The 15,280-nt window shown below is 27.9% G+C and carries 15 protein-coding genes; 3 read left to right on the forward strand and 12 right to left on the reverse strand.

Annotated features, from left to right (window positions below; genetic code table 11):
• Window positions 1–82 precede the first annotated feature (82 nt).
• The gene (locus B5D11_RS05015; RefSeq protein ID WP_078681948.1) at window positions 83–1,315 is read left to right on the forward strand and encodes an NAD(P)/FAD-dependent oxidoreductase; all 1,233 of its coding nucleotides are present in this window, start codon (window positions 83–85) and stop codon (window positions 1,313–1,315) included.
• Window positions 1,316–1,408: 93 nt separating this feature from the next.
• Here B5D11_RS05015 and B5D11_RS05020 read toward each other — a convergent pair whose 3' ends face one another.
• A complete protein-coding gene (locus B5D11_RS05020) occupies window positions 1,409–2,068 on the reverse strand; it encodes an HAD family hydrolase (protein WP_078681949.1) in 660 nt (219 codons plus the stop codon).
• Between the two features lie 228 nt (window positions 2,069–2,296).
• Here B5D11_RS05020 and B5D11_RS05025 point away from each other — a divergent pair, with 228 nt between their 5' ends.
• Window positions 2,297–3,664 carry an MATE family efflux transporter gene (locus B5D11_RS05025; protein ID WP_078681950.1) on the forward strand — a complete coding sequence of 456 codons (1,368 nt, stop codon included), beginning with the start codon at window positions 2,297–2,299 and terminating at the stop codon, window positions 3,662–3,664.
• A 164-nt stretch (window positions 3,665–3,828) separates the two neighbouring features.
• Here the strand turns inward: B5D11_RS05025 and B5D11_RS05030 are convergent, their stop codons facing one another.
• Genes B5D11_RS05030 through B5D11_RS05040 form a run of 3 tightly spaced genes read right to left on the reverse strand, consistent with a single transcriptional unit; the run spans window position 3,829 to window position 6,290 of the window.
• Window positions 3,829–4,761 carry a glycosyltransferase family 2 protein gene (locus tag B5D11_RS05030; protein ID WP_078681951.1) on the reverse strand — a complete coding sequence of 311 codons (933 nt, stop codon included), beginning with the start codon at window positions 4,759–4,761 and terminating at the stop codon, window positions 3,829–3,831.
• Window position 4,762: 1 nt separating this feature from the next.
• Window positions 4,763–5,140 carry a GtrA family protein gene (locus B5D11_RS05035; RefSeq protein WP_078681952.1) on the reverse strand — a complete coding sequence of 126 codons (378 nt, stop codon included), beginning with the start codon at window positions 5,138–5,140 and terminating at the stop codon, window positions 4,763–4,765.
• Window positions 5,073–6,290, reverse strand: a complete 1,218-nt coding sequence (locus tag B5D11_RS05040; protein ID WP_180376954.1) for a glycosyltransferase family 39 protein — start codon at window positions 6,288–6,290, stop codon at window positions 5,073–5,075. The genes B5D11_RS05035 and B5D11_RS05040 overlap by 68 nt, the downstream gene beginning before the upstream one ends.
• Before the next feature lie 501 nt (window positions 6,291–6,791).
• On the opposite strand from B5D11_RS05040, the gene B5D11_RS05045 reads away from it, so the two are divergent.
• On the forward strand, window positions 6,792–7,178 hold the full coding sequence (locus tag B5D11_RS05045) for a hypothetical protein (protein ID WP_078681954.1): 387 nt from the start codon (window positions 6,792–6,794) through the stop codon (window positions 7,176–7,178).
• A gap of 105 nt (window positions 7,179–7,283) precedes the next feature.
• Here the strand turns inward: B5D11_RS05045 and B5D11_RS05050 are convergent, their stop codons facing one another.
• The 8 genes from B5D11_RS05050 to B5D11_RS05085 all read right to left on the reverse strand — a co-directional run bounded on the left by B5D11_RS05050 (window position 7,284) and on the right by B5D11_RS05085 (window position 15,235).
• Entirely contained in the window at window positions 7,284–7,826 is a 543-nt protein-coding gene (locus B5D11_RS05050; protein ID WP_078681955.1) for a D-lyxose/D-mannose family sugar isomerase, read from the reverse strand.
• 10 nt (window positions 7,827–7,836) lie between these two features.
• Window positions 7,837–8,697: a class II fructose-bisphosphate aldolase gene (locus B5D11_RS05055; RefSeq protein ID WP_078681956.1), complete on the reverse strand. Its 861-nt coding sequence runs from the start codon at window positions 8,695–8,697 to the stop codon at window positions 7,837–7,839.
• A gap of 59 nt (window positions 8,698–8,756) precedes the next feature.
• Window positions 8,757–9,776, reverse strand: a complete 1,020-nt coding sequence (locus tag B5D11_RS05060) for a carbohydrate kinase family protein (protein ID WP_078681957.1) — start codon at window positions 9,774–9,776, stop codon at window positions 8,757–8,759.
• A gap of 20 nt (window positions 9,777–9,796) precedes the next feature.
• On the reverse strand, window positions 9,797–10,801 hold the full coding sequence (locus B5D11_RS05065; protein WP_078681958.1) for an ABC transporter permease: 1,005 nt from the start codon (window positions 10,799–10,801) through the stop codon (window positions 9,797–9,799).
• A gap of 1 nt (window position 10,802) precedes the next feature.
• Window positions 10,803–12,293, reverse strand: coding sequence for a sugar ABC transporter ATP-binding protein (locus tag B5D11_RS05070; RefSeq protein ID WP_347476731.1), 1,491 nt, complete (start codon window positions 12,291–12,293; stop codon window positions 10,803–10,805).
• A 100-nt stretch (window positions 12,294–12,393) separates the two neighbouring features.
• Window positions 12,394–13,398 (reverse strand): sugar ABC transporter substrate-binding protein, encoded by a 1,005-nt coding sequence (locus B5D11_RS05075; RefSeq protein ID WP_078681959.1) that lies wholly within the window; start codon window positions 13,396–13,398, stop codon window positions 12,394–12,396.
• A gap of 249 nt (window positions 13,399–13,647) precedes the next feature.
• A complete protein-coding gene (locus tag B5D11_RS05080) occupies window positions 13,648–13,830 on the reverse strand; it encodes a DUF1858 domain-containing protein (RefSeq protein ID WP_078681960.1) in 183 nt (60 codons plus the stop codon).
• Window positions 13,831–13,945: 115 nt separating this feature from the next.
• A complete protein-coding gene (locus B5D11_RS05085; protein WP_078681961.1) occupies window positions 13,946–15,235 on the reverse strand; it encodes an adenylosuccinate synthase in 1,290 nt (429 codons plus the stop codon).
• Window positions 15,236–15,280: the final 45 nt, after the last annotated feature.

A 15,280-nucleotide genomic window follows, 5' to 3' on the forward strand; every position in this document is an offset into this window, starting at 1 on the left:
TTTTATTATATTCAAAAATTTATATTTAGTATAAAATATATAAATAATATCTCTATATTAATTTAACAAGGTGGGATTTATTTTGAAACATGAACTCATAATAATAGGCGGAGGTGCTGCTGGATCTATGGCTGCAATTTTAACTAAAGATATGGGAATAGATGTAGCTATACTAGAAGGCAGCGATAGGATATTAAAAAAATTACTGGTAACAGGAAACGGAAGATGCAATATCACAAATGAATATATAGAAAGTAGTAGATACCACAGCGATAATCCTAATTTTTTCATCCCAGCACTTGGGGAATTTAAAGTTTCAGATACTATAAACTTTTTCTTATCTTTAGGACTTCCTTTAGTTACTTTAGAAGATGGTAAAATGTATCCTATGTCTCTTCAAGCATCTTCTGTAGTTGATATATTAAGGCTTGCAATTAATGATAGAGAAATACCTGTTTATTTAAACTCTAAAGTTAAAAATATAAAATATAAAAAATCTAAATTTATAATAGAAACATCAAATGGTGAAATTTATGAAAGCCAAAAACTTCTTTTATCTTGTGGTGGAAAATCTCTTCCTTCTAGTGGTTCTGATGGTTCTGGTTATTATTTAGCTAAATCTTTAGGTCATAGTATAATAAATCCTCTTCCTGCTCTTGTTCAACTAAAGCTTGATTATAAAAATCTTAAAGCTTTATCAGGTGTTAAATTTAATGGTATAGCAGAAATATATGTAAATAATGAATTAAAAAGATGTGAATTTGGAGAAATACTTTTTACAGATTACGGTATATCTGGTCCTCCTATTCTTCAATTGAGCAGAATTGCTTCTTATGCACTTTCAAAAGATAGCAAGGTTTTTGTTAGGATAAACATTATGCATACTATGAATGAAGAAACTTTAGAAAATTTTTTTGAAGGACATTTTTCTATATTTTCTCACAGAAGTGTTCATGATTCTTTTATAGGTATAATAAATAAAAAACTTATTCCTATATTACTTAAAGAAGCTGGAATTAATAATATACATAAACCTTGCTGGGATTTAGAATATAAAGAAAAAAGGAATATATATAAGCTTTTAAAAAGATGGGATTTTAAAGTTATAGGTACGAATTCTTTTGCTAATTCTCAAGTAACTGCTGGAGGAGTTAATACAAATGAAGTTAATCCAAATACCATGGAATCAAAACTTATACCTAATTTATATTTTGCTGGAGAAATTTTAGATGTAGATGGTGACTGTGGTGGTTTTAACCTTCAATGGGCTTGGAGTTCAGCTTATACTGCTGCTAAAAATATAAAAAAGATTTAGGGCATTAAAGTAATATTCTTTATGCCTTAAATCTTTTTTATATTTCAAATTATATATAGTAAAATAATCATATTAAAAATTATGTATAAAATTTTATATAATGCTTTTTAATATATCATAATTTATTTCATCATAAGAATTTATTATAATGTCAGCTGGAGATAAATCTTGATTACCTGAATTTAAATTTCTATATCCAACACATTTCATTTTAGCATTTTTTGCAGCTAAAACTCCATTTGCAGAATCCTCAATTACAATACAATCTTTTGGTTCCACACAAAGCTCCTTTGCTGCATATAAAAATATATCAGGATTAGGTTTACTTTTATCTACATAATCACCTGTTACTAATGTATTAAAATATTTTCTAATATTAAACATATCTACTATAATTTCAATTATGTTTATTGGTGAAGAAGATGCAACAGCAAGTAATACACCATTTTTATATAAATCTTCTATAATATTTTTAACTCCATCTATAATTTGAATATTATGATTTCCTGATATTAAATAGTTATAGTAGTTATCTCTATCGTTTTTTACAAGTTCTTCTACAGTTTGTGAAAGATTAAATTTATTTTTTATTGTTTCCCACATATAGTAAGAAGTTGTTCCAACAAATTTATTATGCTCTTCTTTGCTTATATCAAGGCCAAGATTTTTAAAAAATTCTTGCTCAAACTTTAAATGATCTGGTTCACTATCAATTATTACTCCATCCATATCAAAAATAACAGCTTTAAGCAAATATGTCACTCCATTCTTTAATTTTTATTACATTTACTATTGTAATATACATTTAGTTAAAAATCTATTAAATTAATATTTTAAAAATACTAAAGTATTAATTTGATAAATAATAATACATACGATACAATGTTAATTGTATCTGTTTAATATAAGATATTAATTATAAGTATAAATATATTTTTAACTTAATTATATTTTAATATTATATTACGATAGGGGGATTTCATGAGTATTAAAAAACTTTTAAATGATAAACATTTTTATAAAGTTATGCTAAATCTTGCTATACCAATAGCACTTCAAAACTTTATATCATCATCTCTTAATCTAGTAGATACTATAATGATTGGAAAGCTTGGAGAAAAAGCTATAGCAAGTGTAGGACTTGCAAATCAATATTTTTTTCTTTTAAATCTACTTTTATTTGGAATATCTAGTGGTTCTTCTATATTTACAGCTCAATATTGGGGAAATAAAGATGTAAAAAATATACGAAGAGTTCTTGGAGTTTGTTTGATAAGTGGCGGAATAGCTTCTATGATTTTTACTATAGGAGGTTTTATATTTCCTAAACAAATACTTGGTATTTTTTCTAAAGATAAAGATGTAATTATACTTGGGAGTCAGTATTTAAAAATAATAGCATTTAGTTATATAATAACTTCAATTTCGTTTTCTTATTCTTTTGCCTTAAGAAGTACTGGTGAGGCAAAAACTCCTATGGTAGTAAGTGCTATATCTCTTTGTACAAATACATTTTTTAACTACGTTCTTATTTATGGGAAATTTGGATTTCCACGACTTGAAGTACGTGGTGCAGCAATAGCTACTGTAATTGCTCGAATTGTAGAAATGACTTTAATTTTATATGTAACTTATAAAAATAATTATGCAATTGCAGCTAAAATAAATGAAATGATAGATTTATCAATTTCATTTGTAAAAAACTTTTTTAAAGTTACTATACCTGTTATTTTAAATGAATCCATTTGGGCATTAGGTGTAACTTTATATTCTTTTGTTTATGCAAGAATGGGTACAAATGTTATTGCTTCTACCAATATATCTGGAACTATAGAAAATATTGCTTGGGTAATATTTATGGGAATTGGTAATGCTTGTGCAGTTATGATAGGAACCAAAATAGGTGAGAAAAATGAAGAAGATGCATTTATTTATGCAAAACGTTTTATAACTTTAGGTCCTTCAATTGCACTTATTGTAGGATTTATAGTATTTTTATCTTCAAAATGGATTCTTTCTCCATACAATGTTTCAGCCGAAGTTTATGAATTTGCACGTAAAAATCTTACAGTTTTTTCAGCTTTTCTTTGGGCAAAATGTTTCAATTATTTATCTGTTGTTGGAATACTAAGAAGCGGTGGAGATACTAAATTTTGCTTATTTTTAGATACAGGAGGAGTATGGCTTATAGGTGTACCCCTTGCTTTTTTAGGAGGACTTGTATGGAAACTTCCAGTATACTGGGTTTTAGCCCTTGTAAGCCTTGAAGAAGTATTTAAAATTATATTTGGTCTTCCAAGAATTTTATCTAAAAAATGGATTAATAACTTAACTTTAAAAACAAAATAAATTGTAAATTATAAATATAATACATAAAATTTACGTAAATTCATTAAATAAATTCAAAAACTTAAAAGCCATACATAAAAATTTTTTATGTATGGCTTTACTTTACGCATCTAAATAATATTAGTTTTTACTAATCCATTTAATTTATATGTTTTTATAATACCTTAAAAATTTATTTTATCTTTAATTATATAAAGAGGTCTTCCTTTTATTTCATCATAAATTCTAGCAATATATTCTCCTACTATTCCAAGAGAAAGCATTTGTACCCCAGAGAAAAAAGTTATTGCAACCATAAGAGAAGTCCAGCCTTTTGCTATATCATTTTGAAATATTTTACTTACAATTGAATAAATAAGAATTATAAAAGATAAAATTACTGAAAAAAATCCAAAAGAAGTTATTATTTTAAGAGGTTTTGAAGAAAAAGCTATAATACCATCTTTAGCAAATTTTATCATCTTTTTTAATGGATATTTAGTTTCACCTGCAAATCGTTCATCTCTTACATATTCTATAGCTATTTGATTAAATCCTATCCAAGATATCATTCCTCTTATAAAACGATTCTTTTCAGTCATAGAATTAAACACACAAGCAACACTTTTATCAATAAGTCTAAAATCCCCTGTATCTTTTGGAATATCTATATCAGACATAGCATTTAAAAATTTATAAAAGTACTTTGCAGTTATCAATTTAAAAAAAGTTTCTCCTTTTCTCTTCTTTCTTTTTGCATAAACAACTTCATATCCTTGCTTCCATAAAGCTACCATATCTTTAATAAGTTCTGGTGGATCTTGAAGATCAGCATCTATTATTACAATAGCATCTCCTAAAGCTGCTTTTACCCCTGCACTAACTGCTGCCTGATGGCCAAAATTTCTAGAAAAATTAATAATTTTTGCTCTTTTATCTTTAGATGCAATTTCTTTTAATATATCTAATGTTCTATCTTTACTTCCGTCATTTACAAATATAAGTTCATAATCATAATTATTATCATTCATTACATTAGTAAGTCTTTTATAGCATTCTTCTACTACACCTTCTTCATAATACATAGGTATTACTACAGATAGAAAAAAATCTGCCATTCTATTTTCCTCCTTTGTCTTTAAATGTCCATATTTTATTTAAAATAAAATTTACTACCATTCCACAAATAATAGCAGGTATTTGAGAAATTGCTTTATTAAATTTAAAATTAGATACAAATACATGAAGTATATAATTATTTAAAACAAGAGTTATAAAATTTACTATAATAAATTTTATAACCAAATTAATATCTTTATCTTTTGATGAAAAAACCCAAGTTTTATTCCAAAAATAACTATTAATCATTCCCAGTATGTAAGCTATAGTATTAGATAAAATATAGTTAATTCCTGTAAAAGTTAATATATTATAAGATATTATTGTTATAACCGTGTTTAATATTCCTACCATTGAGAACTTTATAAATTGAAGCATGTTTCCTCCTATTTAAATTACTTGTTCTTGTTGTAAATATAACAAAAATCCATGAAATTATAAATGCATATCTTTCTTGAAATTCTGTTATTAAAAATAGTAGTACAAAGCCGCCAAATAGTATGTAAAAGAAATTCATCTCTTTTATTTCCATATAATCATTATTTTTTAATGCACTAAAAATTCTAATTAAAATAGTTATATAAATAATTTGAGTAAAAATAGAAACTTCATGAATTATATTTTTAAATATGTTTTTTCCAAATACTTCATCAGTTGTCCATACAAAAGCTCTAAAATCTCCCATACCCCATTGCATAGCAATTTTTTTTATATAATGGAATATAAGTTTTGGCTTAGGTGTTGTAGTTAACCTTTTTATTATTATTTCTTTTGAAACTTCTTTTATCTTTTGTGGATCATGATTTAATTTTATAGGAATATTGGCATCTTCTTCATTATACATTCCATGGTGCTCAATATTAGTTCCCTTTAATATAGATGTAATAGAAGGTTCTTTAGGATTCCAAAGATGTGTTTCAGTTATATTAGCATTTAATAATGATTGACTTACTAAATAAAAAGGAATTGCAAAACCTATTATCAATAAAATTGAATTTTTTATTCCTCCCTTAAGTCCTATATATATAATATTATACATAATATAAGCTATAACAAATACAGCTCCTACCATTCTAAACATATTAGCGAAAGATAAAAATGCCCCACTTAAAATAAAATAAGCATTGTTTTTTCTTCCTTTTATTGCAGCTATAAAAAAATAAACGCTAAAAATATATAGTGGAACTGCCATGTTTTCTGACATAGTTTGTGAAGTATACATTATAAATGGAGGGAAAAATGCAAGTATAAAAGCACTTATAAGTGCTCTTTCCTCATTTAAAATTTCCCTTACAGTAAGATACATAGCATAAACTGCTGCAGTTTGACAAATTACATTACAAAATTTAACAATAAAAAGAGGGTTGTCCATCATTTTATAAAATAACGAAAAATATAAAACTGTTATAATGTCATGTGTAAACCTTGCAAAATAAGCATAATCATGAAAGCCATAATAATTCCCTTGTGCTGCTTCCTTAGCATATTCGTACATTACTTTAAAGTCTGATATAGGTTTTGTCGGCACTATAATTATCCATAAAAATCTTAAAATAAACGCAGTTATAACTATATATAATAATAATTTTTTATTGTTTATATTTTTTAATTTATATTTAATATTATTCTTATATTTTTTATAAAAATATATAATACCTAAGCAAATTAAAATTATAAATATACCAATAACTTTATGCTTCATTGAATATATATTAAATAAAATATATATAAAAGAAAATGCAAAACATAAAATAAGTACAAACATTATAGCATAACGAAGAAAAATATTAAAAAAGTTCTTCAACATAAACTATCCCCTTTTCAATATAAATACCTAATAAATACCTAAAATATTATATCACAAAATACCATTAAAGAATATTTTTGTTATATTAAAAAGTTCTTCTATATATTTAAATTATGTCATAAAAGGAATATAAATTCATAATTTCGTTATTATTTTCATTTACAACTGTCGAATGTTGTTATATAATGGAAACATAAAATTAATAATTAAGGGTGGATGACTATGGAAAATGCATTAAATAACAATAGTCTTTTTTATAAAACTATGGAAGAATATGAAAATGATATTGACTCTGCAATTGAAGATATGATTAGTAAAAATGAAAGAATAGTCTTTGCTCTTGTTGCTGAAAAATCTGGAGTAACAAATTTTGTTGTAAGAAGATATCCTGAGCTTAGAAATTATATATTAAAACAGATTAAATATTATAAAGAAATTCAAGTTATAAATAAAAAAATAGATAAAGCTTGTAAAAGTTTAATAAAGCAAGGTAAATCTTTAACATTTATTTCTATAATTAATAAATGTAAATTCCCAATAGATATGGCCTATAATAACTTATATATAAAAGATAAAATAAGAAGTGTATTAATTAATAATAGATTATAAAAATTTAAATTAACAAAAAAGAGTCTATCTTAAAATATTAAAATACAGATTATGCATCTATTTATTTTAAGACAGATTCTTTTTTATACTTTCCCCTAATTATTACTAATCTGTAATTTTAGTAATCCTACGTATTCGGCTATCTGTAAATATATCAAACTCATCCGTACTATGTGTAGAAAATTCTGATACTACTGCTCCTTCATCACCTGCTTGAAACCAATGCAGAGTATCAGGTATTAAAGTATACTGTTCTCCAGGATTTAGTTCTATTTCATGCCATACAGTATAATACGCTTCATCTCCCTTTGGAGGCTTACATTTAGGCTTTTTAGCAGCTTCACCAGGTACATAAAGGTAAACCTTTCCCCATCTGCATCTAAATGTTTCTTCTTTACCGGGATTAGAGTCAACCTGAGGATGTCTATGTTCAGGGCAAGTTTGATGTGGAAGAAGTACTAGTTCCTTAGCACATACTCTTTCTGTATTAACATATACAACTAACTGCAATCCAGTTCTATAAATATCATTAAGTCCAAAATCAGAAACTTCTATATTTTTTCTTTCCTCATCTGTAATTACTATATGAGCCTTTTTTAAATATTTATTTGCAATATTTTGCATTTTTTTATATTCTTCAATTTTCATAAATATCCTCCTAATCCATATTATTAAAAATTTTTAAAGCATACATCATATCTTGTTTCATAGCTTCCATAGCCAATAAAGTAATATCATGATAAAATATTGGATCATTAGACTCTTTAATTTTTTTTCTTATAGCTTCTCCAGCAGCACGAGCAGCATAAGTGTAATAATTTATTTTCCTAACTCCATTTTCAATTGATTTGTGATAATCTTCTCTGCTTACTCCAGATCCTCCATGCATAACAATTGGTACCATAGTTTTATCATAAATATTTTTTAATCTTTTAAAATCTAGATTTGGTTTTGTTAAATACAAACCATGTACTGTACCAAAAGAAGCAGCTAATGCATCTATTCCTGTTCTTTTTACAAAATCAAAAGCTAGTTCTGGATCGGTATAAATATCATCTTTATTAAAATTAGAGTCATCAATCAATTTTTCTCCATAATTTGACGTAGACATAACTCCTAATTCAGCTTCTACAGAAATTCCTCGTTTATGTGCTTCTTGTACAATTTGACTAGTGCATATAATATTTTCTTCATATGGTAAATTAGAACCATCAAACATAACAGAAGTAAATCCCATGTCAATAGCTTTATTAATTAGATTAATATTTGTTCCATGGTCTAAGTGAACACAAACATCAACTTTAGAATTCTTCGCCATTTCTAACATTATTTTGCCTATTATTTCTATATTTACAATTTCTTCATGCACTTGTGCATGCTGAATAATTACTGGAACTGAAAGCTCTTCTGCTGCAGATATTGCAGCTCTTACTGCTTCTAAAGATGGTGTGTTAAAAGCTGCAACAGCGGTTTTTTTATTTTGGGCTTCTTTAAGCAAATAATTAAGATTAACTAACATATAAATTCCCCCCTTGTATTGTATATAAATATAATATCTATAATTTTATAAAATTTTTACTATATAAAAATTTCAGTCTGTTTAGGCATTCTTTCGTATAATTCAATTACATCTTTAAAAGGTTTCATTCCTGATACACTATCTGCCTCTGACAAAGACCAAGCAGCAGCTGCTGCTCCTATTTCCATTGCTTTTTCCATAGTATAACCTTTATAAGCAGAATACAAAACTCCAGAAACAAAAGCGTCTCCTGCTCCAACAGTACCCTTTATAAAATCTTTAGGAAGCTTTAAAGAAGGTACTGTATAATAATTATTATTTTCATCTAAACCAAAACTAGATTCAGGAGCATGAATTATAATCCATCTACTAACTCCCATATCACGAATTTTTCTTAAAACTTCTTTTATGTTTTCTGCTATTAATTTGCCATTATTTGATCGAAGTGATATTCCAACAGTTTTTCCTGCTTCAATTTCATTAAGAATACAATAATCCGTATATTTAAGACTTGGCGGGACTAATTTGCTATATCTATTACTTTCTTCACTTACTACATCAATGGATGTTTTTATTCCTCTCTCTTTTGCCTTGCAAAGAACTTTTGCCATAACAGTTCCATATTTCTCATCTTTAGCATCCATACCATCTAGCAATAATATATATCCTATATGAAGTATATCTGCATCAATATTATCTAAATCAATATATTTATCTGAAAATTTACTACTTGAGCCCCTAAAAAAGAAAAAAGTACGAGTTTTATTTGTTTCATCAGCCATAACATCCGTAAATGAAGATCGGCCCTCTCTAATAACTCTTGATAAATCAATATTTTTATATTGACCAACAGTATTTAAAATATAGTCCCCCATATCGTCATTTCCTATTATGCTTATAGCCTTAAGTGGTATATTAGAATCTATTTTTGCTAAATCTATAAGGCAATTACATACAGCTCCTCCTAAAGAACAGCTAATTTCCCTAATAGTAGTTAATTTTGACTGTTCTGGATAAATATCAATTTTTTTAAGTTGATCAACTGTCATATTACCAGCTACAGCAATTCCATTTCCCATATTTTGCTCTCCGCCCCTATTTACAATTTTGATTTTTTCTTTTTAATAGCATCTACATATACAGCAATTAAAATTACAATCCCCTTTACTATATATTGCCAAAATGAATTTATATTCATTAAATTAAGTCCGTTACTCAATACACCTATAACTAACGCTCCTATTACAGTTCCTCCTATTTTTCCTGAACCTCCGCTCATGCTTGTACCTCCAAGAACAACAGCAGCTATAGCATCCATTTCAGCTCCATCTCCTGCTGTTGGCTGACCAGAGAACATACGTGATGCTAACACTATTCCTGCAACCGCAGCCATAAGCCCGCTAAATGCATAAGGAAAGAAAAGTATCTTCTCAATCTTTAACCCTGAAAATTTTGCTGCTTGCCTGTTCCCTCCTACAGCATATATGTATCTTCCTAACTTTGACTTATTCATTATTAATGTAGATACAACTAAAATAACAATAAGATAAATTACAGGAGTAGGGATTGTATCAGCTACATAACCTGCCCCAATAAAATTAAATTGCTCTGACATAACACGTATTGGCTTTCCACCAGTATAAACATAAGCTGCGCCACGAACTATATTCATTGTAGCTAAAGTTACAATAAACGGAGGAATACTTGTCTTTGCAATAGCAAGTCCATTAAAAGACCCTACAATCAGCCCTATCCCTAGTCCCCCTAAAACTGCAACTGGAACTGGAAGTCCATTAAATGCTATTAACCCTCCAGTAACAACTCCAGATAAAGCAATTGTAGAACCAACAGATAAGTCTATTCCTCCTAATATAATTATCATTGTCATTGCACAAGCAAGATAAAGATTTGTAGAAATCTGTCTAAGAACATTCATAATATTCTTTTGTGTAAGAAATACGGGAGACATAAAAGAAAGTAATATACATAAAGCAATAAATCCAATAAGTATACCCATATTTTCTTTAAAAAATTGAAGCATATTATTTAATATACTATTAAATATTTTTTTATCTTTTTTTACCATTGATGTTTCCATTGACATACTAAATACCTCCTGTTGCATAATACATAATCTTCTCTTGTGTAAATTCATTACGATTTAAACTTCCAGTAATAGTTCCATTACACATAACCAAAACTCTATCGCTCATGTTTATTATTTCAGGCAATTCTGAAGATATCATTATAATAGATACACCTGCTGATGCTAACTTATTCATTATTGAGTAAATTTCAGCTTTGGCAGCAACGTCTACACCTCTAGTTGGTTCATCCAAAATCAAAATTTTTGGTTCAGTAGCAAGCCATTTTGCAATAACAACCTTTTGCTGATTACCTCCACTAAGATTTCCTATTAACTGATTACTTGTAGGTGTTTTAATAGACAATTCATCTATATATTTATTGGTAATATCATTTTCTACTTTTTTATTAACCTTAATAAACTTTATAAATTTATCTAAAATTTTTAGTGTTATATTAAATTTAACACTTTGAATAAGAAAAAGCCCTTCTTCCTTCCTATTTTCTGGAACTAAAGCAATACCATTTTTCATGGCATCATTAGGTTCCTTAATATTTACTTTTTGTCCATCTATTAATATTTCTCCTGAATCAATAGGATCAAGACCAAAAATAGCTCTCATAACTTCTGATCGTCCCGCCCCCATAAGTCCTGCAAATCCTACTATTTCACCTTTTCTAACACTAAAATTAATATTTTTTAAAACGCTTTTTCTATTTAAATTTTTAACTTCTAATATGATATCCCCAGGCTCGTTATAATCTCTCGTATAATAACTAGTTAATTCACGTCCAACCATCATAGCAATCAATTCATCATTAGAAGTATCTTTTGTAATTTTAGTCCCAATGTACTCCCCATCTCTCATTACAGTTACCCTATCAGATATTTCAAAAAGTTCATTCATTCTGTGAGATATATAAACAATACCAACTCCATGACTTTTTAAATTTTTAATTGTATCAAATAAAAACTTAACTTCTTTTTCAGTTAATGAAGATGTTGGCTCGTCCATAACAATTATTTTAGCATTAAATGATATAGCTTTTATTATCTCAACCATCTGCTGTTGTGCAACAGTAAGTCTAGAAATTAATGAATCTGCTTTAATTTTCACTTCAAAAGAATCCAATAATTTTTGAGCTTTTTCTATCATAGCTGCTTTATCAATAAATCCTGTTTTTCCCGTTACCTCTCTACCTAAATAAATATTTTCAGCTACCGTCATATATGGTACTAAAACTAATTCTTGGTGTATTATGCTAATTCCGTAAGCTTGTGCATCTTTAACAGACTTTATATCTGCTTTTTTACCCTGAATATATATCTCTCCTTCATCAACACTATATATACCTCCAAGAATTTTCATAAGTGTTGATTTCCCTGCTCCATTTTCTCCTAGAAGTGCATGTACCTCTCCTTCATTAAGCTCAAAATGAGCATTTTTTAAAGCATATACTCCCGGAAATTTTTTGCTTATATTTTTCATTTGGAGTAAATTGCCATTCAATACTATTCACCTCTCATTTTTCTTTTTATATTATTTAGGCTTTACTAAGCTTTAATGCTAAATAAAGCCTTTATCCCAATTCAATAATTTAATCTATAATTTATTGCCATCCATCAGTCCCATATTGGGAAACGTTATCTTTATTTATAAGAAAAGTTTCAACTGGTATTCTCTTTTCAAAGCTTTCACCTTTGAGTATTTTATAGCCTACTTCAACAGATTTTACACCAATTTGCTTTGGAGATTGAGCCCCACTTCCAGCAAATTGTCCTCCTTTTGCAATTTCAGCCTTAGCCTCAGGAGAACCATCAACACCATAAATTAATACTTTATCTAAATTAGCTGCTTTACATGCTGCAAGTGCTCCTAAAGCTGTGGGATCATTTCCTCCCATTATAGCAACTACATTTGGATTTGCTTGTAAAATATCTTCAGAAAGTTTCATAGAAGTCTCAAGATCGCCTTTTGCATCTTGTTGTGCAACTATTTTAAAACCTTTTCCTTCAATAGCACTCATAAAACCAGATATCCTATCATTTATTGAATTCATTGTAGGAGAATCAAGAACAACAATATTTCCTCCATTAGGAAATTTCTTTACAAGATCTTCACCGCAAACTTTTCCAGCATTTTTATTATCAGATCCAACATAAGCAGTTACATAGTCCATATCTTTAACTTCTGTATCAAAATTAATAATTGGAATATTAGCTTTTTTTAAAGCTTCAAGTGCAGGTCTTATGCCCTCCCAGTCAACAGGATTTAGAAAAATTGCATCTATACCTTGAGTTATCATATCATTTATTTGATCAATCTGCTTAGATACATCCATTGCTGGATCTGTAGTTATAAGCTTGTCTCCATTTTTTTCAACTTCACTTCTAATTGATTTTTCAAGTACTTGGAAAAATGGATTATTCATTGTCATACAAGTATATCCGAAAGTATAATGCTTTTCTTTGTTTTCACTCGACTGCTGCTGTTTAACCTGATTTTTTGAATCATCAGATTGATTAGGCGTACTTGAGTTTGCACAACCAGCAAAAATTCCAATTGTCATAGAAATTGTTAATGCAATTCCTAACATTTTTTTAATTTTTCCCATATAAAATTTCCCCCTTTTAATTTTATGCTGTTGTCAAAGTTTTAAATTATTAAAACAACAGCTATTTGCTTTTACTTTTTATATATTATTATATATTCCCATATATACCTATATATTCAAATCAGTTTCATAAAAATCCCTTTTAGTACCAAATATGTTTATCTTAAATTTAAGCAAAAAATAAGGTGTAGTAAGACTGTTTAAACAGTCTTACTACACCTTATTTTAAAATTAGATTACTTTATTTTATTAAGCATTTAATGCTTCTAATAATTCATCAACATCAAATCCATGAACTTTTGCAGCTTCTTCTAATGTTTCAGCTTGAGATGCTGGACATCCAACACAACCCATTCCAAAACTCATAAGTATTGCTATTTTATCTTCATGATTTCTAACTATTTCACCTATAGTCATGTCTTTAGTTATCATTCTATCATCTCTCCTTTATTTAAATTAAATCATACTATTTTACTACGATTTAATTTAAATTATATCAGAGATTATAAAAATAATAAAGACAATTATAAAATTTTTTTATAAAAATTTATAAAATTTCTTCTATAACAATAGTTTGATCTCTTCTTGGACCTACAGACACTATTGAAACCTTAACTCCTGTAAAATCTTCTATTTTCTTTAAATATTTTTTTGCATTTTCAGGAAGTTCTTCATAATTTCTTGCATCTCCAACACTTTCATCCCATCCATCAAATTCTTCATAAACAGGCTCACATTTTGCTAAATCTTCAAGACTTGCTGGAAAATAATCTATAACCTTATCTCCAAGTTTATAACCAGTACATACTTTTATTTTTGAAAGTCCTGCTAATGTATCAATTTTAGTTACAACAAAACTAGTTAAGCCAGAAATTCTTGCTGAAGATTTTAATATTACTAAATCAAGCCATCCGCATCGTCTTGATCTGCCCGTAGTAACACCATACTCATGTCCCTTTTCTCTTATCCATTCACCTATTTTGTCATTAAGCTCTGTAGGAAATGGTCCTTTCCCTACTCTTGTAGTATATGCTTTTGCTATACCTACAGCTTTATCTATCATAGAAGGTCCTATACCTGCTCCTGATGGAACTCCTCCAGCTATTGTATTTGAAGATGTTACATAAGGATAAGTTCCATAATCTATATCTAAAAGTGTTCCTTGCGCTCCTTCAAAAAGTACATTTTTACCTGATTTTATTTCATCATAAACCCTAACTGATATATCTTTAACAAAAGGTCTTATCCTCTCAGCATAAGTTAAATATTCATCACATATAGAATTAAAATCTAACGCTTCTTCTTCATATACTTTAACAATTATGTCATTTTTAGCTTTTATATTTTCATAAAGTTTTTCTTTAAATACTTCTGTATGAAGAAGATCGCAAACTCTTATTCCACATCTTTCAACTTTATCTGTATAAGCAGGTCCTATACCTTTCCCAGTAGTACCAATATCATTTTTGCCTCTGGATTTTTCTTTTAATTTATCCAAAATCTTATGATATGGCATTATGATATGCGCTCTATCACTTATTATAAGGTTTTCTGGAGTAACTTTAACTCCTAATCCTTCTAAATAATCTATTTCTTCAAAAAGAGCTTTAGGATCTATAACAACACCATTTCCTATAACATTTAATTTGTTTCCATAAAGAATTCCAGAAGGTATAAGGTGAAGTTTATATTGTTTATCTTCAACTTCTACAGTGTGTCCTGCATTGTTTCCCCCTTGAAACCTTACTATAACCTCAGCTTTCTCAGCAAGGTAATCTGTCATCTTTCCTTTTCCTTCATCTCCCCATTGGGCTCCTAATACTACAAATGCTGACATTTGTTTTCCTCCAATCACATTTTTTATTCTGTCTAAGCATCTTCA

This window comes from Clostridium sp. USBA 49, assembly GCF_900167505.1.
Classification (GTDB): Bacteria; Bacillota; Clostridia; order Clostridiales; family Clostridiaceae; genus Clostridium_AT; species Clostridium_AT prolinivorans.